Source organism: Roseburia sp. MSJ-14 (assembly GCF_018918225.1).
In the GTDB taxonomy this organism is placed as follows: Bacteria; Bacillota; Clostridia; order Lachnospirales; family Lachnospiraceae; genus Petralouisia.
In genome coordinates, this window is record NZ_JAHLQD010000020.1 from 16,758 (window position 1) to 34,621 (window position 17,864).

21 protein-coding genes and 1 pseudogene are annotated in these 17,864 nt (G+C 36.5%); all 22 read right to left on the minus strand.

The window, feature by feature from the left end; all coding sequences use genetic code 11:
* Nucleotides 1–48: 48 nt before the first annotated feature.
* The 22 genes and pseudogenes from KQI83_RS08535 to KQI83_RS08640 all read right to left on the minus strand — a co-directional run bounded on the left by KQI83_RS08535 (nucleotide 49) and on the right by KQI83_RS08640 (nucleotide 17,355).
* Nucleotides 49–1,629, minus strand: a complete 1,581-nt coding sequence (locus KQI83_RS08535) for a glucose-6-phosphate isomerase (protein ID WP_216556653.1) — start codon at nucleotides 1,627–1,629, stop codon at nucleotides 49–51.
* 117 nt (nucleotides 1,630–1,746) lie between these two features.
* Nucleotides 1,747–2,163 carry an HIT family protein gene (locus KQI83_RS08540; protein WP_216556655.1) on the minus strand — a complete coding sequence of 139 codons (417 nt, stop codon included), beginning with the start codon at nucleotides 2,161–2,163 and terminating at the stop codon, nucleotides 1,747–1,749.
* Nucleotides 2,164–2,178: 15 nt separating this feature from the next.
* Nucleotides 2,179–3,171: an SCP2 sterol-binding domain-containing protein gene (locus tag KQI83_RS08545; protein WP_216556657.1), complete on the minus strand. Its 993-nt coding sequence runs from the start codon at nucleotides 3,169–3,171 to the stop codon at nucleotides 2,179–2,181.
* A gap of 64 nt (nucleotides 3,172–3,235) precedes the next feature.
* Complete coding sequence (locus KQI83_RS08550) at nucleotides 3,236–4,462, minus strand: DUF6382 domain-containing protein (RefSeq protein WP_216556659.1); 1,227 nt, start codon at nucleotides 4,460–4,462, stop codon at nucleotides 3,236–3,238.
* A 2-nt stretch (nucleotides 4,463–4,464) separates the two neighbouring features.
* A complete protein-coding gene (locus KQI83_RS08555) occupies nucleotides 4,465–4,680 on the minus strand; it encodes a hypothetical protein (RefSeq protein ID WP_216556661.1) in 216 nt (71 codons plus the stop codon).
* 1 nt (nucleotide 4,681) lies between these two features.
* On the minus strand, nucleotides 4,682–5,095 hold the full coding sequence (locus KQI83_RS08560) for a prepilin peptidase (protein WP_216556663.1): 414 nt from the start codon (nucleotides 5,093–5,095) through the stop codon (nucleotides 4,682–4,684).
* A gap of 1 nt (nucleotide 5,096) precedes the next feature.
* A complete protein-coding gene (locus KQI83_RS08565) occupies nucleotides 5,097–5,894 on the minus strand; it encodes a TadE family protein (protein WP_216556665.1) in 798 nt (265 codons plus the stop codon).
* 24 nt (nucleotides 5,895–5,918) lie between these two features.
* Entirely contained in the window at nucleotides 5,919–7,472 is a 1,554-nt protein-coding gene (locus KQI83_RS08570; RefSeq protein ID WP_216556667.1) for a DUF5702 domain-containing protein, read from the minus strand.
* The gene (locus tag KQI83_RS08575) at nucleotides 7,429–7,596 is read right to left on the minus strand and encodes a Flp1 family type IVb pilin (protein ID WP_216556670.1); all 168 of its coding nucleotides are present in this window, start codon (nucleotides 7,594–7,596) and stop codon (nucleotides 7,429–7,431) included. The genes KQI83_RS08570 and KQI83_RS08575 overlap by 44 nt, the downstream gene beginning before the upstream one ends.
* A gap of 26 nt (nucleotides 7,597–7,622) precedes the next feature.
* Complete coding sequence (locus tag KQI83_RS08580; protein ID WP_216556672.1) at nucleotides 7,623–8,837, minus strand: hypothetical protein; 1,215 nt, start codon at nucleotides 8,835–8,837, stop codon at nucleotides 7,623–7,625.
* 12 nt (nucleotides 8,838–8,849) lie between these two features.
* On the minus strand, nucleotides 8,850–9,584 hold the full coding sequence (locus KQI83_RS08585; RefSeq protein ID WP_216556674.1) for a type II secretion system F family protein: 735 nt from the start codon (nucleotides 9,582–9,584) through the stop codon (nucleotides 8,850–8,852).
* Nucleotides 9,568–10,203: pseudogene (locus KQI83_RS08590) on the minus strand (CpaF family protein); the annotation flags it as partial. The gene KQI83_RS08585 and the pseudogene KQI83_RS08590, both read right to left, overlap by 17 nt.
* Nucleotides 10,179–11,933 carry a recombinase family protein gene (locus tag KQI83_RS08595; RefSeq protein WP_216556678.1) on the minus strand — a complete coding sequence of 585 codons (1,755 nt, stop codon included), beginning with the start codon at nucleotides 11,931–11,933 and terminating at the stop codon, nucleotides 10,179–10,181. The gene KQI83_RS08595 and the pseudogene KQI83_RS08590, both read right to left, overlap by 25 nt.
* Before the next feature lies 1 nt (nucleotide 11,934).
* On the minus strand, nucleotides 11,935–12,108 hold the full coding sequence (locus KQI83_RS08600; protein WP_216556680.1) for a hypothetical protein: 174 nt from the start codon (nucleotides 12,106–12,108) through the stop codon (nucleotides 11,935–11,937).
* A 286-nt stretch (nucleotides 12,109–12,394) separates the two neighbouring features.
* Nucleotides 12,395–12,583 (minus strand): hypothetical protein, encoded by a 189-nt coding sequence (locus KQI83_RS08605; RefSeq protein ID WP_216556682.1) that lies wholly within the window; start codon nucleotides 12,581–12,583, stop codon nucleotides 12,395–12,397.
* Between the two features lie 221 nt (nucleotides 12,584–12,804).
* Nucleotides 12,805–13,032, minus strand: a complete 228-nt coding sequence (locus KQI83_RS08610) for a hypothetical protein (protein WP_216556684.1) — start codon at nucleotides 13,030–13,032, stop codon at nucleotides 12,805–12,807.
* A gap of 66 nt (nucleotides 13,033–13,098) precedes the next feature.
* A complete protein-coding gene (locus KQI83_RS08615) occupies nucleotides 13,099–13,632 on the minus strand; it encodes a hypothetical protein (protein ID WP_216556686.1) in 534 nt (177 codons plus the stop codon).
* Nucleotides 13,623–14,579: a hypothetical protein gene (locus KQI83_RS08620; RefSeq protein ID WP_216556688.1), complete on the minus strand. Its 957-nt coding sequence runs from the start codon at nucleotides 14,577–14,579 to the stop codon at nucleotides 13,623–13,625. The genes KQI83_RS08615 and KQI83_RS08620 overlap by 10 nt, the downstream gene beginning before the upstream one ends.
* Entirely contained in the window at nucleotides 14,572–15,312 is a 741-nt protein-coding gene (locus tag KQI83_RS08625; protein WP_216556690.1) for a hypothetical protein, read from the minus strand. Before KQI83_RS08625 ends, KQI83_RS08620 begins: the two co-directional genes overlap by 8 nt.
* Complete coding sequence (locus KQI83_RS08630) at nucleotides 15,309–15,584, minus strand: hypothetical protein (RefSeq protein WP_216556692.1); 276 nt, start codon at nucleotides 15,582–15,584, stop codon at nucleotides 15,309–15,311. Before KQI83_RS08630 ends, KQI83_RS08625 begins: the two co-directional genes overlap by 4 nt.
* Nucleotides 15,585–15,595: 11 nt before the next feature.
* A complete protein-coding gene (locus tag KQI83_RS08635) occupies nucleotides 15,596–16,180 on the minus strand; it encodes a tyrosine-type recombinase/integrase (protein ID WP_216556694.1) in 585 nt (194 codons plus the stop codon).
* Between the two features lie 491 nt (nucleotides 16,181–16,671).
* Nucleotides 16,672–17,355, minus strand: coding sequence for a hypothetical protein (locus tag KQI83_RS08640; RefSeq protein ID WP_216556696.1), 684 nt, complete (start codon nucleotides 17,353–17,355; stop codon nucleotides 16,672–16,674).
* Nucleotides 17,356–17,864 lie beyond the last annotated feature (509 nt).

Sequence of the window (17,864 nt, forward strand, 5' to 3'; positions counted from 1 at the left end):
GTTGATTCAAATCTTCCCTTTTTCTTGCTCAGGTTTTATTTTGATTTATTAAATATTTAATAAATCACTATATACTTTCAAAGCTCCGTCTGTTTCATGTGCTAATACACGCTTTGCTAATACTTTACCAAGCTGTACACCTTCCTGATCAAAGCTGTTGATATTCCATACAAATCCCTGGAACATAACTTTATTCTCGAAGTGTGCTAAAAGTGCTCCAAGTGTCTTAGGATTTAACTGGTCACCAATGATAATACTGGATGGACGTCCACCTTCAAAACTCTTGTTGCGGTCTTCATCTGCTTTACCACATGCAAAAGCAACAATCTGTGCAACAACATTTGCACACAGTTTCTGCTGACTTGTGCTATCCTGAATCACAACATCTCTGCCCATCTGATTGTTTTTAAATCCAACAAACTGAAGTGGTACAATATCAGTTCCCTGATGAAGCAACTGATAGAAGGAGTGCTGTCCGTTAGTTCCCGGTTCACCGAAAATAACAGGACCTGTCTGGTAATTTACCGGTTCACCAAAACGGTTTACAGATTTTCCGTTGGACTCCATATCAAGCTGCTGTAAATGAGCTGGGAAACGGCTCAATGCCTGAGAATATGGAAGAATTGCTGTATTCTGATATCCCAATACGTTACGTTCATAAACCCCAATCAATGCATCTAACATTGCAGGGTTTGCAAGTAAGTCTTTATTCTTAGCCAGTTTGTCTTCTGCTGCGGCACCCTCTAAGAACTGTGCAAATACTTCCGGTCCAAATGCCAGTGATAAAACTGCACCACCTACTGCAGAAGTGGAAGAGAAACGTCCTCCGATATAATCATCCATATAGAAAGCTGCAAGATAGTCATCACTCTTTGCTAATGGAGATGTTTCACTTGTAACTGCGATCATATGCTTAGAAGCGTCTAAGCCTGCATTCTTTAATGCATCTTTTACAAAAGATTCATTGGTTAATGTCTCAAGTGTTGTACCTGATTTTGAAACAAGTACAAAAAGTGAATGTGCTACATCAATACTATTTAACACGGCTGCTGCATCATCCGGATCTACATTACTGATGAACTTTGCTTCCATTTTAAAAGTATGATTTACTTTTGCCCAATTCTCAAGTGCTAAATACATTGCACGAGGTCCAAGGTCACTACCGCCGATACCAATCTGTACAACGGTTGTAAACTTCTCTCCTGCTGCATTTGTAATCTCACCATTATGCACTTTGTTTGCAAGCTCTGCAATTCTCTTTTGCTGCTCTACATAAAATGTACGCTTATCTACGCCATCTGCTACTACAGCTTCTCCCAACTGTCCGCGGGTCATGTGATGAAGTACACGACGCTTTTCTCCGGTATTTACAACTTCACCATTGTAAAGTGCCTCAAACTTTTCTACCAGCTGAGTCTCTTCTGCTAATTTTGCAAGTGCTGCAAGTACATTGTCATCGACCTGTTTTGCTGCATAATTATAAACAAGTCCTTCTCCCATAGGTACAGAGTACTTCTTTACACGTTCTGCACCATTTTCTCCTGTCATAGTTTCTCCCAAATTTACGCGCACTACTTTGGAAAGTTCCTGATATGCATGAACTGTATCCAAATTATTCCAATTGATCATGATTCGTGCCTCCTTAAATCGATATGTTATAACTTCTTATCGGAGAAATTATACTATTAAATCACTTTAAATTCAAGCATAACCAAACGTAAGATTAATTCTGATTTGCATTATTTTCTATTTTATCAGCTTCTGATGAATCTCTTCTAATTCACTATCACTCAATTCCAAATGATTCCAGCAAATCTTGTTCTCATTTCCGTCATTTTTATAACGCGGAATCAAATGCATATGGAAGTGAAATACGGTCTGTCCTGCTACTTCTCCATTATTCTGCACTAAATTAAATCCATCGCATTCCAAATTATCTTTCATCTTCTTTGCCAGTTTCTTTGCTAATTTCATGGCATCTGCTGCAACTTCTTCCGGGATTTCATACAGATTTGCATAATGCTCTTTTGGAAGAATTAAAGCATGTCCCTTAGTTGCCGGACTAATATCCATAATTACACGAAACTGCTCATCTTCGTATATGGTTTTAGATGGAATGTCTCCTGCTGCAATTTTACAAAAAATACAATTTGTGTCCTTCATTGTGCTACCTCCTACTTATCCTAAAACAAATATCTGATCTAACATTTTTAATGTTTTAAAATCACCCTTTGCAGTCATTGCACCTGTCATAAATGCCCGCTGAAAGGTCATTCTTCCTTGTATGATTTCTTCCATTACAGAAACCGGAAGTTTTGCTAATACATCTACATGCTCCTCCTGTCCGTAATGAATATTTAATTCCTCATTGTGAACATTAATGGTTAATGGCTTTTTCCTGCCCTCTATCATAAATGTATAGATTGCCGAGAAATCTTCCTGTGGTACAAACCCATTTTTTAACTCATGGATATACGCTACCTCGTCCTCCGTTTCACTCTTTCCCATCATATCCTTAAACATACTGGTCAACTCTTCAATGTCTTCCTTCTGTTTTTTTACATAATTGTCGTTTGACACAAACTTGGAAAGCTGTTCGCTTTCCTGTGGTGTTAAATCCATCTGCTGGGTACGCAGTACAGACTGTTTTACTGCCTGATTACTTGTTGGAAGATTCTTGATTTTCTGAGAAATAGTTCGATACAGATTCTCTGCCTTTTTCTCAATAATCAATGTATAATCATGATTCATTTCAAAAGAAACCAAATCATCCACATAACCGCATAAACCTGCGCAAGGAAGTCCACCTAAAATTTCCCATGCATTTGATAAGGTAAGTTCTCCTTCCCGTTCCCCGTAAGTCGTAGACATGACAATGGGCTGCATATACGTTGTTGCTATTTTATCCTTGTCTGCATACAACCAGCATGCGTCCAGAAACTGCTGCATATAGCCACCGATTCCCAACCATTCTACTGTGGTCGCCAGGATGATTCCATCTGCATCTTTAATAGTCTGTGGTAACGTGGAAATGCTATTCTTATATTCAAATATATTATATCGCTCTACGTTTACTCTTAACTCTGTTAATACTTCCTGCATTTTATTAATGACATAAATTGTCGGGTCATCCATCAACCCTCTTCCGCCATAATAGATATTTATCTTCATATACTGCCTCCAATTTTTTCACTATCCTTAGTATATAAATTTTCCCTGATAAAATCAATCTATTTTAATAAAATACATAGGCTTCTGCCCCAAATTGTATCCTGTCATTCTTATTTAATTTTTTACTTTTATGATATTCTAACTTTTCCCCATTTAAGTAAGTTCCATTGGTAGAGTTTAAGTCTTCAATATAATACTCTCCTTCTTTTTTCAAAATTTTTGCATGCAGTCTGCTGATGCTCTCTGTTTTTATATTGGCATCTGCCTGACCGGAGTTACGCCCTATAAAAAACTCTACTCCCTGAATCCATATATCTTCACATTGATTTTCCCCCTGGTACACCAATTTTCCCTCTGGTTGATCTTTATTTTTATATAGTTTTTGGGTATGATACATTTCAATTGGCATTTTCTTTGAAGTTTTCTTTTTCTTTTGTTTTTCCTTTTGTGTTTTCTTTTCCTTTTCTCCTGATTTTTTTCTTAATAATCTTGATAATATTGTACTTTCTTTTGCTTTTTGACTTTCATCTAACTTCAAATAATTTCTTATGGAAGAAGGAACTCTACTTTGGAAATATTCTTTTATTTCCCACTGGATTTCTTCTTTTTTCTCCGCTATTGCATCCGCCAAAAACGTTCCAATCCTTTTCTTTTGGGATAGTACTTGTTCTTCTTGTAAATCCCGTTGTAGAAATTCCGCTTTCTTCTCTTTTTCTACTGTTTCAAAAATAGGAATCTCGGGTTTTAACACATTATTTTTCATTACTTCCCTCAATACCTGATGAATACTAATATTTTCATTGATAGAAGCTTCATAAACCTGATATGCCAATTCCACACACGTCTGCTCTTGATGATCAATTTCTTTTAACGTCTCTGCCATCCAAGCTTGAAATTTTTCTGGAAAACAACCATCTTCAAAAGGCAAATAAGTAAAATGTACTGTTTTATCCGCTAAATCTACATAAATCAATTCTTTTTGTAATGAAAGCCGATCTTCCTTCAGCAAAAATTCCGGCATTTTTTCGCACACTTGCTCTAAAGAAAACAAAATTGTTCTTAGCATTTCCATGCCTATGGGTTTTCCCCCCAGATAATCTGCCAATTGCTGTTTTCCTGTAACCTCAAACCAATATTGCGTTTTTCCGTCTTGAATTACTATCTGCATATCTAATAATTGCGGTACCTTATACTTTTGCAAAAGTATCAATTCGTGGGATTGTACAATATCCTTTGTTGTTTCAATGCACATATAACTTTTATGCAAATTTCTCTGATAGGTTATATTCATTGCTACTCCTCCCCACTATTATTTTCAAACGTTCTTAAAAATTCTATTTTCCGAAAAGAATCTGCCGGTTGAAACTCCTCCCACCATCGGTCATACTGGGTTGTTTCTGTTACTTCTATATATAGGTCGATTGTTTGACTTAGAATCAATAAGATACACCCTAGTACAATAGGAACAACCAACGCTGCTTCTACAGTATAACTTCCTTGCACTCTCATGTTAAACTACCAGCATAAATGCATATGCCATTAATAAAAACGGCATAAACGCAATTTTATCCTTACGTTTTTTCTTTTTTAATAGGATTACTCCCAATGACCAGACTCCGGCAAGACATATTCCAATTAAAAATAATTCCAGATTTTGATAGCCCCCTAAATATACGCCTGTTACTGTTAGCAAAATTCCGTCTCCCAATCCAATCTCTCCGTGGGTCAAAACACTCATTGCCATAACTGCAATTCCCAGTAACAGTCCCCAAAGCATACTGTATACAGAACATCCGGGGTAAAATAAATGTAAGAATACCCCTATGATTCCAAATAACAATATATATGTTACCGTTACCTCTTTCTGTTTTAAATCCTCTACTGCACATATACTCAACAATATTAATAATACTACACTTTGCATTTCACTTTCCTCCACATCTTGAGCAAGGGCTACGCCCTTTTACCTGGTCAAAACGCATCATATATATCGTACGTTTCAGTCCACTACAATTTAATTTTATATGATAACATTCCCCTTCTTCTGTGATATAGACCATAGCTGTCTTTTTTGTTTTCTTCATACAATGTTCACATGCCCGATATTTTTCTGCCTCTTCCATTGATACTGCATGGATGGATAATTTTAAATGGGTACATTCTCTACTTTTATGATAAACACTTCCATCCGGTGTTATATACACCCATTCTGCACTGTTCCCGTTTTCACCATTTCCTGGAATCCCCTTCCACCGACGACATCTACTGGATTTTGAAACTTTCCACATGCTATCCTGCAATAGCCAGCCGGGTAATTTTATTTGATAGTCAACTTTCATATCCAGATAGCGTTCATCCACTAAGGAATCACTCCATGAAAATCCTGCCATTCCTAAATTTATCATAGCTGTGGAACACTGACTCTCTTCTATTTTTTTATAAAATAAATATTTAATTTGATTTTCTGCCTCTTCTGGCGTTATTTCTTTTTCTAATGCAGTTTCTGCCACTGCCCCATCCAGTGCCTCCCCCACTATATACTGAATCTGCAATCCCCGAAATAGGAACAGCACTGTCACCATTGCAAATAAAAACCAGGGCAACACCAGAGCTGTTTCTACTGTCAGACTTCCTTTTGCAAGGGGAGAAAACAGTGCCCCAACTTTTAATCCGTTGTGTTTGAGAGAGCTTTTTTGTTTTTCCTTTCTATATATTTGAGGCACTCTTTTCTCCCCCTCCTTTACCGTTTATTCTTCATACATAAATGTTTCAGATGCATAAAAATAGTAATCTCCCTTTATCTTCTTTCCAACTGGAATCACACTGAAAAATAATGGTTTCCCACTATAAACTGCATTTACCTTTATCCCAGATATCATGGCATCCATACATAACCTGTCATTTCCGGAAAACAGTCTTATATTTTTCTCTATCACATTTAATGCACGCATGGTTAACTGATTTTCTTCTGTCATGTACAACAATATCTGCAAATATTCCTGATAGCTCATGCCCACTTCCTGTTTTTCCTGATTCTCTCCTGAAATGCTTTCTGACAATTGAAATAAATTGCATTTCCATTGGGTGCTGTCTTTTATAAGCGGAACTTTTTCTCCTCGTAAAAGGCATCGTACATCTAAAATACTCTCCCCATAACACCACGCTATTAAAACTCCCATTTGTGCTGTTCGAATAAGGGATGCACTTCCTGTAAATCCTACTGCTCCGGTGGCAATCTTTAATGCCAGTTCTTTTTTCTGACTATCCTTCATAATCGCAACGAAATTGGCACTTTGGCGTAAAAACAATAGTCTTTTTACCACTTCTTCTAAGTTCTCCTTATCTGTGTCTTTTCCTGCAATGCAATATTCCAACTCATAATCTAAGACATGTCCCTGTTCACTGCCTTTTGTTTTACAGGAAAAACAGTGATTTAAATACTGCACCAGCCATAACTTATCCACACTGTCCTTTGTGTCTGCTGTCATATTTCCACAAAATAATGTGCGATTATCCAGACTGTCAACCATATCCATCCCTTTTCCTGATAACTGTGACGTTTCCTCTAACACGATTGCCAACAGTGGAGAACTCTTTAGTTCTGTTATATAATGAATGGGATTTTCCGGTAGTACCTCTTCTGATTCTTGTAGCATTTCTGATTCTTTAGGTATTTCTTGTCGATTTCCTGTCTCACTTTCGTTTCCTGTGTCTTCTGATTCTTCTGTATTTTCTGCATTGTCTGCATTTTCTTGTGCTTCTAATGCTTCTTTCCATGTTTGCTCTAAATCACCAGTTTCATTTTCTACGTTTTTCCACACATCCACCTGCTCTTTCAGTGCATCGATTCCCTCTTTTGCCAACTGTTGCTTTGCTATTCTACATGCCTGTCGTTTGAACTCCACGCCGTTTTGATCTGTTGCCATTATAAAGGATGCTATTTCCACATCTTTTAGTGCCAACCGATATACATTCGATTGTCTGTTTTCCTGATATGCCTCTTCCATGATTCGGCTTTCCAAAAGCCGAAGGTCTGCTTCTCCATTTCCATTACTTATATCCAAAAACAATAATCCATAATGCTCCCAAAGCTCTTTGTTATAACCGCCAAATACCGATTCCATTTCCAATTGCAATTTTCTATTTGCCATGGTTTGCAAACCGTTTACCCGCGCCAACTCCAACATACTAAGTAGAAATGATAAAATCAGCACTAATACAAGTGCTAAGAATACCGTTACACTCCCCTTTTCCTTTTTAGAGTTGTCCTGCACGCTCTGTAATTTTTGCAAAAATATCATTTATCAGTGCTGTTATCTCCTTCTTAAAAATAATCACTAATCCAATAAGTACGACCAGAATCAGAATTACTTCTACCACCCCGATTCCTTCTTCCTCTGTCAAAAAATTTTTCCATTCTTTCATATTTTTGCTCCTTTCTCATTCTTTTCTTATATTTCCATTGACATCATGGCTGGTACCATAATGATAATTAAAACTACTAACAACATTAAAAGCATAGGAAATAATAACTTTGTTCCGGCTTCTTCTCCCGCCGTTTTTATCCTTGCTTTCTGTTTTTCATATGCCTCTGACTTTTCTTCCTCTAACAGTCTTTGTATCTGTGCACTTCCTTTACGGACATTTTGCACCAGTATCCATGATAATTTTCGATATTCCGGTAAGGCGCATCGTTCTCCGAAATGCTGATATGCCTGAACTTCTCCCACGCCTTCCTGCATTTCATAAACCGCAATTACCATTTCTTCATAGGCTGGTCTTTCCGATATACGTTGCTCATCTCTACGCCTTTGATAGGTATCTGCTATCTGCTTCCATGCCAAGGCAACATTCATGCCTGCTCCTGTAAGCAAAATTAGTTTTCCGAGAATATCCGGATAATCCCACAATAGTTGTTGTTCTCTTTCCTTTTGCTCTTTTTTTGCTTTTTCCTTTTCTGATGCCACTATGCATCCTGCTGCAATCATTCCTAATCCAGCCACAAAAAAAGCGCGATTTTCTTTCTTTTTCTTCCACGAAAGTTTTATGCCGTTTACTTCTTGAGGCAATTCCAACTGATTTGTTCCAGTTCTTTTATTTTCCTCTTCCAAGGTCTTTTGTATGTCCCCTATGAGTTGTTCCGTTTTACTCTTTTTCGGAGGAACTACTTGTATGGCAAATTCATAAATTTCCCTTTCACCTTGACATTCTAATTCAGCACTGACTGTAACCATAGCTGCCTTTGGGGGCAATTCCCGCATGGTTCCATCCAGGTAAAAAATGTGATAATCTGAAAGTCCATATTCTGCCCGAACCGCTCCCTTTTGTAGCTTTTCCGGTAAATGCAAATCTGTACTAATATCTTCCAGGCTTTTATTGTCGCCAAGTATTCTCTTTTCTAATTCCGCTTTTGCCTTTTTTAGTACTTCTTTCTTTTCCTTTTGTGTAAATTGATATTCCTCCGCCGTAACTGTCCACGCATAACTCTCTATTGTTTTTCCAGCGTCCAGAGTATATTCCTGTTTCTGGCTACCCTTTCCCGCCTCTTTTCTTTCCAGTGTATCTGTATGACTTTCTCTTCCATCAAGGACAGCTAATATGGCAGCCAGCACACCTGTTGCAATGATTACTTTTATTGCCTTTTTCTTACTTTCCCTTGATACCACCTTATTGCCTCCCTATAACCGAATAATTTTTTGTCCTAACAGATATGCTCCTGCATATAATCCTAAGCATCCACTCATAACCGCAACTCCGGTAAGATTTCCATATAACGGACTTAAGAATTCCGGCATACCCATTCCCATATAAAGCAGTATTCCACAAGGCACCAGCGACATGATATTTTGCTCCAACCGCTTTGCCGCAATAACCGTATTAATTTCCCGCTTCACTTCTATGCCCTCTGCAATTCTCTCGGTACTATCCCAAAATACTTTTCCCATATCTCCACCTTGCCGTTTTGCGAAAGCAAATACCTGTGAAAAACTGTGTATTTCTTCTATTTCGGTTCGCTCTGCCAATTCCTCTAACAGATGCTCTATCGGGATGTTCATTTTAAGTTGATGATTGATTGCACGAAATTCTTGCGACATAATACATTTCGTTCCATACAATCGAAGAAAGTCCTGCTCTCCTTCTAAAAATGCATTTTCCATGGAATATCCGGCTTTTAGTAACCCTGAAATAATCTGAAGCATTCCTTGAAACTGTAATAAGTTTTCCTGCTTTTGTTTCTCCCTCCAATGATTACCTAATTGCCTTTTTACAAACCAATTGCAAATGGGTAGCAATATCATCGCCCAGACACTTCGGTAAAACAACCATGCAATCACCGCTGACAATCCTACTGCTACCAACATACACACCAGCCTTTCTCCCTTGGTAAAATAATACTTATTTTCCGTTTGCACTTATATTCTCCAATCCTGCTGCAAGTAGCTTTTCTCGATGCAACAGTTCTCCTCTTTTTTTCCAGTGACCTATAATTTTTCCTTCTTGTATGCCACTTTCTATAAATTCATACAATGTATTTAGCTGAATCTCTCCTTCTTTCACTCCATTTAATTCTGCAATTGACAATACTCTGCGACTTTTATCTCTCAGTCTTTCAAGATGTACCATAATGTCGATGCCGGAGGCAATCTGCGCCTGAATTGCTGCTAAAGGCAATTCCATTCCCATCAAAACCATGGTTTCCATACGGTGCAACATATCCTTACAACTATTGGCATGTCCGGTACTTAAAGAACCGTCATGCCCTGTGTTCATGGCTTGAAGCATATCCAAACATTCTGCCCCGCGAATCTCTCCCACAATAATCCGTGTAGGGCGCATTCTAAGGGCTGTTCGTATCAAGTCACGAATGTTAATTTCAAGACTCCCATCTGCTCCTGCATTTCTGGTTTCTAGTCTCACTAAATTAGGAATTCCCTGCAACTGAAGCTCCGCAGAATCTTCAATGGTAATCACACGCTCTGTTTCCGGAATAAATGCAGAAAGTGCATTTAGAAATGTGGTTTTACCATATCCACACAAGTCAACGCAGTCTCATTAAATAAAAAGTCTGTGGCGTCATCACCACAGACTTCATCTGGAACATTGAAATAAACATGTACCTGTTCCCCATCCCAAACAACTTTCTTAATCAATATAGATATAAGTTCTCTCTTTTTATCCATAGAAAGGTTTTTAAAGTCTTCTTTACTTAAATTAAGGAGTCTCTCAACTATCAAATCGAGATTTTTATGCTGTTCCTCTATATTAGCAAGTTTTTTATTTTCCTTCGCAATACTTTCTTTTAATTCTTCTATCCTATCATTACACTCTCTAATGCTTGTATTTATTCTTTCGATAACTTCTTTACTAAGCAGACCAGTAGCCATATTTTCTACTAGGTTATCAATCTTTTTCTGCTGTTCTTTTATCTCTTTCTCAAGTTTTGGGATAATATTAGTACGAGTGTTTTTTCCCTTCGCAGACAATAGATGTTCCTTAACGTAATTAATAGATCCTAATATTTTTTCTTTCCTATCAAAAAGAGCATCAATTATTTTTTCATCTACTTCAGTAGCAGATATATTTTCAACATTACATAGATGACCTTTACGCTTTCTTTTATTCTCACATCTATAATGAGGATAATGTACCTCTTTATCTTTTCTCGATTTTCTATTGTAAGATGATATAGTACCCCCACAACATCCACACACAAACATATCACTAGTAATGAGGACATTATTATGCTTTGTGTTCTTCTTATTCTTCTTTCCACTATTTTTTAAAATTTTCTTCTGTACCTTTAACCAATCTTTTCCTTCTATAATCCCCTCATGCGGTGCAATTGCTACAATCCATTCATCTATGGGTGCATCTTCTCTCTTGGAGTCACCCGTTGTCTTTCCATATGTAAGCAATGCATGTTTTCCATCAAATAACTCCCTCTCAGGAATATTATCCTTAGAAAATCCTCTTGAAATCAACCAGTCATACACCTCTTTTGTGGCTTTAACATATGCCATATTCATTAGCATATCTTGAATTGTATGCTGGTCAAACATCTTTGCCCATCTAGGCTTGTATCCTAAATCATTGCACTTATCTGCTAATGCTCCATAGCTTAGCTTTTCATCTTGATAAGTTTTAAAAATATATTCAATCATTTCCATTTCTTTTTGAATAGGAGATAAAATATACAAATATTTTGCATCAACCCCAGATATAATACCATTATTTGGTACTTTTACAGACTCAAAACCATATGGTGCTGTTCCTCCCAACCAAAATCCTCTTCTTGATAAAGAGTCCTTTGTGGCAATAATTCTTTGACGTATATTATTACGTTCCATCTCTGCCATCAATGATAAAAACATTATCAAAAACCTTGTCATAATATCATTCTCATCAGCAGGATCATAGTCAACCTTATCCTCTACACAATGAAGCTTGACCTTATATTCTTTTAACAATTCAATAAAGTTTAATAAATCTGTTGCATTTCGCCCCAGTCTATCCAACTTATACACGAATACTGCTTGTATTTTTCTATCTTTAATAGATGCTATCATTTTCTGCATCTGTTCTCTATCCATATCTTTTCCAGACTTTTCATCTGTATAACATTTAGTAGAAAGCTCATACTCATCTCCATAGTAGTATTCTGCTAACTTTCTACACTTATCTTCTTGAGTATTTAAAGTATCACCTTTCTTAAGAATAACACTCTTTCTGGCATAGATTGCCACTACAAATTTAAGTTTCATATTAATTCTCCTTCCTTGCTTTTGTTACTACATAATTATAATCATCCTTTTCCAGCATTTGATTTTCTAACCAAATGTTTGAAAATCTTAAAGAAAACTCATTGAACAATTTTTCAATTTGGTTCACAGTTAATTCCTCCTCATGGCATACAACACTAATATTTTTTTTACCCACTAAAGAAACCTCCAGAATATATACTATCCCCGAAAAACGAGAACAATAAAAATTCCTGAGATGAAGGTTCGATTCAAGATGAATAAAAACTCCAACAATATTAATCGATTTCACAAATATTAACGGATTCCATTAACACAAACACAACTCCATTCTATATAAACAGAAATGGCTAGTGACAACTCCATTTCACTAGCCATAAATTGCATGTTCATATACCTATATCCAAAAAAACATCATTTTCTTAAATCTATCTCCCATTTTTTAACACCAACTACCTATAACTTTATTGACTACTACCAAAATTTTCGATGTAACTCTGAAATTCTCTTAATAAATCAGTATCTTCTATATAAAATAAGTCCCTATCCTTTGCACAAATAGTCAAAAGTTGCCCTAGTTGCAAGTCTGGAAAGAGTGCCCAAGCCTTTTCTATAGCTTCCAGCATGGGAGATATTCTTTCTATTTCTCTCATATAAACACCTCTTCTTGTCGTAAAACGATTGTGATATTTTCCAAAAAACTACCCCTGTTCATTCTAGAAACCAAGAGCATAGCATATTACTTTCAAATTTAACATACAATGTATATCAACAAGTTAGACAACAAGGTTCATTAACTCGTAGCTTAAATATTTTTCAAAGCAATAAAAAGTTATATTGAGTTACACAAATAATAAGAACAGCGTCTTAACTCCTAGCCAAAGTTTAATGTAAAACTTTTAGGAAGTTTGCCATTATTTTCATTATATAAATGGTATAATCTGTTTCTCACATGACATGCATCATACACATCGCCACCTATAGAGATTTCCAACTTGTCCCAATTTTCTACTGAAACCTCCATAGAAAAATTAGATTCTTCGCCTTTTATATCGCAAGTTATAATTCCATCTACTAACTTGATATTTTTTACACTAATCATTTTCAATCGCCTCCTTCGATAATGGCATAATAACTTTAGCTGTTCATTTAATATCTCTCAAAAATATTATAAAATTTGTCCAATGTCATCTTCATCACCAAACCTTTCCAGTGCCTCCATCAGCTCATCATCCTCCAAGTTAAATAAATCCTTGTCACCTGCACAATCAATCAAAAGCTGTCCTAAACGCAGATCTGGATGCTCTCTCCATACTTCTTCAAGTTTTCTAATTACTGGTGATATACGACCACGTTTTCTTATAGTTCCCCCTGAGCAATTCACATATAACATACACCCATCAAACTCAAAGAAATAACAGTCCTGTTTTAAATCTGACTCATATTTATTAACTGCATTATCAAAAATATCGAGGAAAGCCTGTAGTTTTTCATGTGTATTTTTATCATCTGTATAAAAACTTAAAATCTCCTCATCCACAAAATCATCACCCATTTTTACTTTGACTGTTTCCAGCTTGATATAGGTAACTCCCTCTTTTTCTAAGCCTTTTAATAGCTCTGCTTTGAAATCTTTGTTGAAACAGGCACATATACTATTCCTGTTACGATAGAAACAAGGAATATGATAGCTTAACCACATAAAATCATCTCCCTTCGCAAAATATCTGGAATCAAGTCCTCAAATATAGGTAAAGCTTCTTTCTTACCATACACCTCGACATACTCTTTATTTATCCAACCGCCATAGATACAATAATCAACAATATCTCTTTCACAGCGAATGGTTTCATCGATATCAATAATTAGATAAAATGTCCTCTTTATACCATCAACAACTGATGGCAGGTCATCAAAGAGAATTCTAGTATCTGGGTTCTTTGTTGAATTGATTTTTGACAATCTTACTGAGTCATCCTGCATAAAATCAACCAGCATAATAGCCAATCTTCTACTGTTGAGTTTTTCTTTTAAAAGTGTTTTTGCAAATATTTTCTTATCACAAATTACACCAGCCTCAAACCACTCTCTGTATGTCAAAACAACTTCACAACTCTCTGAATATTTCATATCTATTAGTCGAGCTATATCTGGCAGGTCACGTTTCCAGTCATATTCAAATTTACGACAAAACGCAAATAAGTCTTTGCCATAGTCAAAGTTAACTGGCTTAAAATTCCCAAGTGCAAACAAAATACCATCGACATTATCCTCATCGATACATACTGCGAGCAAGATATCAATGTCTAATTTCTTTAAAGCATCTATAACCAAAGTGTCAAGATGCTTCGTATGCGTATATATTCCTCGTTGAGAGTTGCTAATCAAAACAAGCCCTTCCTTCTCACACCTATTAATATATGTGATAGGAAAAACCCTATCATTTTTCTCGCGAATCGCATATCTGTCACCTTTTATGAAACTACAACTTCTATTCTTAAGAAAAGTTATAGATGCCTCGTCACGAAAAGGATATTCATATTTTGCAGTCAGCATTTCAAATATGGAATATACATCTTCACATACCTTGTATGTATTATCGTTATATACACCATACTGACCTGAATGGTATAGAATAACATTAAACATCAGAATTACCTTCCTTTACAAAATCAGTCATCCAACTCTTTCCATTGAATGCATCAGGGCTTACCAAGCCTTCTGGATGATTTTCTTCAGTTACGCAAGTAATAGTTGTGCCAGACTCATACACCTTTTTATCTATGGTCACTGGTCTGCTCCCTATATTATTTACAACCAATCTCTTGATTGAATCGCTCATGTGGTAGGTGCTTACAATACCTCCGCAAAATGCATAATGTCTAAAATCAACCACACCTGATATGCAATATAAATATGAATCAACAAACATTCCTGAATGTATTCTGCTACTTACTCGATGAACACCATCCAAATATTTAAAATGAACACTAATAATGCCTCCAGCACCTAGTTCAAGGTATAAGTCACCACTTAAAAGTTCACTCTCTAATTTGGTAACAAAAGAACTCTCTTTTTCATGGGCTAATTTTATTGCTTCGTCTACAAAATGTGAAACAACCTTTAAACGCTCCAAATTGTCTTTGGAAAATTCAGCAAACCTTTGAGTAATTCTAATATCCTCGAATAAACAAAGGTATTCACTGCCAGACATTGTATGGAAAATGAAAGCCTTGTTTGCTTCATCAACCTCAACAGTATCAATCATAGATGTAATAACAAATGTACCAGCTAAGAACCTTTCGCTATCACTTGCTATAAAGCCTCCTAACACAAAAGATTCCATAATTTCTTCAACGTGCCATTTTGCTAACTTAGTCATACACAATCACCCCCTATATTTGGAAAGTAAACTACAGTATCCAGTCCAAGATTATCGTATGTAGTTCCCTCCAGCTTAAAATCTACATCATCAACATTATTATCATCCATATACTTTGTGAGCTTCATTAGAAAATCCATAAAAGAACAACCTTGCTTTACAACTACACCCAAGCACTTACGACCAAACATTCCTCGACCTGAATAGTTTTCATAAATTTCGTAGCCCTCATTTTCATCTACATATTTTCTGATAGCTTCTTCTACTGTCATTGCTGTACCTCCTAAACTAAATTCACAACTGTACCAGCAAGGGCGTCCTCAACCTGTTTCTGCTGGATACCAATATATCTCTGTGTCGTAACAACACTGGAATGCTGGAGTAATACTCTCACCAGCTCTATGTTGTAATCATTTTCCACATAAACCTTAGTAGCAAATAGCTTTCTTGCACTATGCGTTCCATATTGTCTTAAAGGCAGTCCCATCCTTGAAAAAACCTTATTTAAATGACGCTCTACCTGTCTTTCAGATATATCAAAGAGCTTCGCATCAGAACTGATACCTTTGGAAATGGCATAGTCCTGAATAAAGCTATATACCTCAATAGGAACAGTAAATGTACGCATCTTTCCAGTCTTCTGTTCTTTAATATCTAATCTGTAACGATTGCCATCTTTGATAAAGGAACACATTTTAAGTTTTAATGTATCTCCAAGTCGTAATCCTAAGGTAGCTTGGAGAACCTCAACTGCTGCAATCCTCTCATTAGGTTTGATAAGTTTCTCATCAAGAATAAATCCTGAACGCAATAAGCTGATACTCTCACGATACTGCTCATCTGTAAGAGCAACGCATCTCTTATTCATAAACAAGCAACTCCTTTCTTTATGTGATTTGCAGAAGTCGTATAAACACGCATAGGAATGCGTATTAACTACCCATGATACTGACAGCATCACACAAACACCGCATTTATCACAAAGGTCGATTAATACATATTTTAAGACCTTGAAACCGACCGCACAGATTGAGCTGTGTGCCCTTGTTCCAAGACCAGCCAGACTATCCGCCATAAGACTATATAATGCGAATGTCGAGCCAAATACAAAGTTACACCATTTATTTTGTGAATATACGACTTCCTGTGGTGTCCTACTATAACTCTGTTCACAGGAGCTTGGAATAATCACTATTTCACAAAAAGTGCCGACAGTATTTGGTGGTTGTGCTTTATAGCAAGGGAATCATAGAGAAAAAGGACAAGTACCAAGATATATACAGATACAAAGAGGTGCGTTACTTCCTATTATAAAGAGAAAAAGGACTGGCTACAAAGAGCCAGTTCAACAATACATTATTATTCACTTTTACAATAATCAATCACCTTTTTTGGGGGAACCGCAAGATGGGATACTTTGTCCTGCATTTTCTTATAATAGAGGCTCCACTCAGAACTGTCAGAACTGAAAAGTTCATCCATAATAAAAGCAAGAGCTTCAGGCTTTACCTCTGATAACTTGCTCTCAATAGCAGGCTCACTAAAGTGGGCTACAAGCATAAGAGCCTGAAACTTCTCCTCCTCTGTGATTGGCTGTACTTGAACAGAATCCACAGTAATATTGTGAATCTTTTCAAGCATATAATTTGACAATTCCTTGCCAATAACCAACCTATTATTAAGCTTGTCAATATAAGCTCTTGTCTTTGCTATCTCCTCAACTGGTGCATATACACAAGCATCAATCAGCCTCTGACCATCAAAGAGCAGACCTGACAACTTTGTAGATACTCGTGATACTCTGCTGCGGTAAGTATTCACATTCACCCCAATAAAATCAGCTACTGCATTGTTGTTATAACCTTTACCAGCATACAGATATATCAGTCTGTCCATAGGGTTCGACACCCAGACGAAACTGTCAAAATATTTTTTGACAGACTGAAGTATCTTCATGTACTCAGGATCTGAAAAAATATCAGGCTCCTTTGCAATCTTCTCTTTTGCCAAGAAAAATGCCTCAAAAATGTTTCCTGTGTTCATAATAAAGCCTCCATCCTACTGCATCACTCACGGAAATTTGTCAAATTCTGTGGTAGCAGATTTTCCTTGTTAAAATGCCATAAAACAAAGCCTTTTCAGACATTTGCTTCACAGGCATCTGCTTTTACATCAAAGATACAATAAGATTGAGCATCGGGAAGTCAGCCTTAGTTTCCCGATGCATCTATGACTACCCATAAGCTGTTGGGAAATGCCAATATTAATTTCAACTGCATAACTGGAAATACATGATATATTTGACTGGAAAATCACAAAAAATATTTAGATACAAAGATACCAGAGCCAAGACACACTTGCTCAGCAAAATATAATATTATGTTTTTGAGATGATACTAACTCCTACAACTGTATCATGAGAGCAAATAACATTTGATATTGCTGAAATATCTCACATAAAATCTTCACTTACACAAGTGTCGAGCAAGCACATCAATACAACAGACTAGCTCAAAACAGACTTTACTAATATGAAACGACACCAGTCCGAC

What these genes read in the sequence shown, in the direction of transcription:
- KQI83_RS08545 (WP_216556657.1), bottom strand. Translation starts at nt 3,171, where the DNA reads ATGAAGATAAATATCTATTATGGCGGAAGAGGGTTGATGGATGACCCG.
- KQI83_RS08620 (WP_216556688.1), bottom strand. Translation starts at nt 14,579, where the DNA reads ATGTTTAATGTTATTCTATACCATTCAGGTCAGTATGGTGTATATAAC.
- KQI83_RS08605 (WP_216556682.1), bottom strand. Translation starts at nt 12,583, where the DNA reads ATGAGAGAAATAGAAAGAATATCTCCCATGCTGGAAGCTATAGAAAAG.
- KQI83_RS08615 (WP_216556686.1), bottom strand. Translation starts at nt 13,632, where the DNA reads ATGTGGTTAAGCTATCATATTCCTTGTTTCTATCGTAACAGGAATAGT.
- KQI83_RS08575 (WP_216556670.1), bottom strand. Translation starts at nt 7,596, where the DNA reads ATGAAAGAATGGAAAAATTTTTTGACAGAGGAAGAAGGAATCGGGGTG.
- KQI83_RS08630 (WP_216556692.1), bottom strand. Translation starts at nt 15,584, where the DNA reads ATGACAGTAGAAGAAGCTATCAGAAAATATGTAGATGAAAATGAGGGC.
- KQI83_RS08570 (WP_216556667.1), bottom strand. Translation starts at nt 7,472, where the DNA reads ATGATATTTTTGCAAAAATTACAGAGCGTGCAGGACAACTCTAAAAAG.
- KQI83_RS08535 (WP_216556653.1), bottom strand. Translation starts at nt 1,629, where the DNA reads ATGATCAATTGGAATAATTTGGATACAGTTCATGCATATCAGGAACTT.
- KQI83_RS08625 (WP_216556690.1), bottom strand. Translation starts at nt 15,312, where the DNA reads ATGACTAAGTTAGCAAAATGGCACGTTGAAGAAATTATGGAATCTTTT.
- KQI83_RS08540 (WP_216556655.1), bottom strand. Translation starts at nt 2,163, where the DNA reads ATGAAGGACACAAATTGTATTTTTTGTAAAATTGCAGCAGGAGACATT.
- KQI83_RS08560 (WP_216556663.1), bottom strand. Translation starts at nt 5,095, where the DNA reads ATGCAAAGTGTAGTATTATTAATATTGTTGAGTATATGTGCAGTAGAG.
- KQI83_RS08635 (WP_216556694.1), bottom strand. Translation starts at nt 16,180, where the DNA reads ATGAATAAGAGATGCGTTGCTCTTACAGATGAGCAGTATCGTGAGAGT.
- KQI83_RS08595 (WP_216556678.1), bottom strand. Translation starts at nt 11,933, where the DNA reads ATGAAACTTAAATTTGTAGTGGCAATCTATGCCAGAAAGAGTGTTATT.
- KQI83_RS08555 (WP_216556661.1), bottom strand. Translation starts at nt 4,680, where the DNA reads ATGAGAGTGCAAGGAAGTTATACTGTAGAAGCAGCGTTGGTTGTTCCT.
- KQI83_RS08550 (WP_216556659.1), bottom strand. Translation starts at nt 4,462, where the DNA reads ATGAATATAACCTATCAGAGAAATTTGCATAAAAGTTATATGTGCATT.
- KQI83_RS08640 (WP_216556696.1), bottom strand. Translation starts at nt 17,355, where the DNA reads ATGAACACAGGAAACATTTTTGAGGCATTTTTCTTGGCAAAAGAGAAG.
- KQI83_RS08610 (WP_216556684.1), bottom strand. Translation starts at nt 13,032, where the DNA reads ATGATTAGTGTAAAAAATATCAAGTTAGTAGATGGAATTATAACTTGC.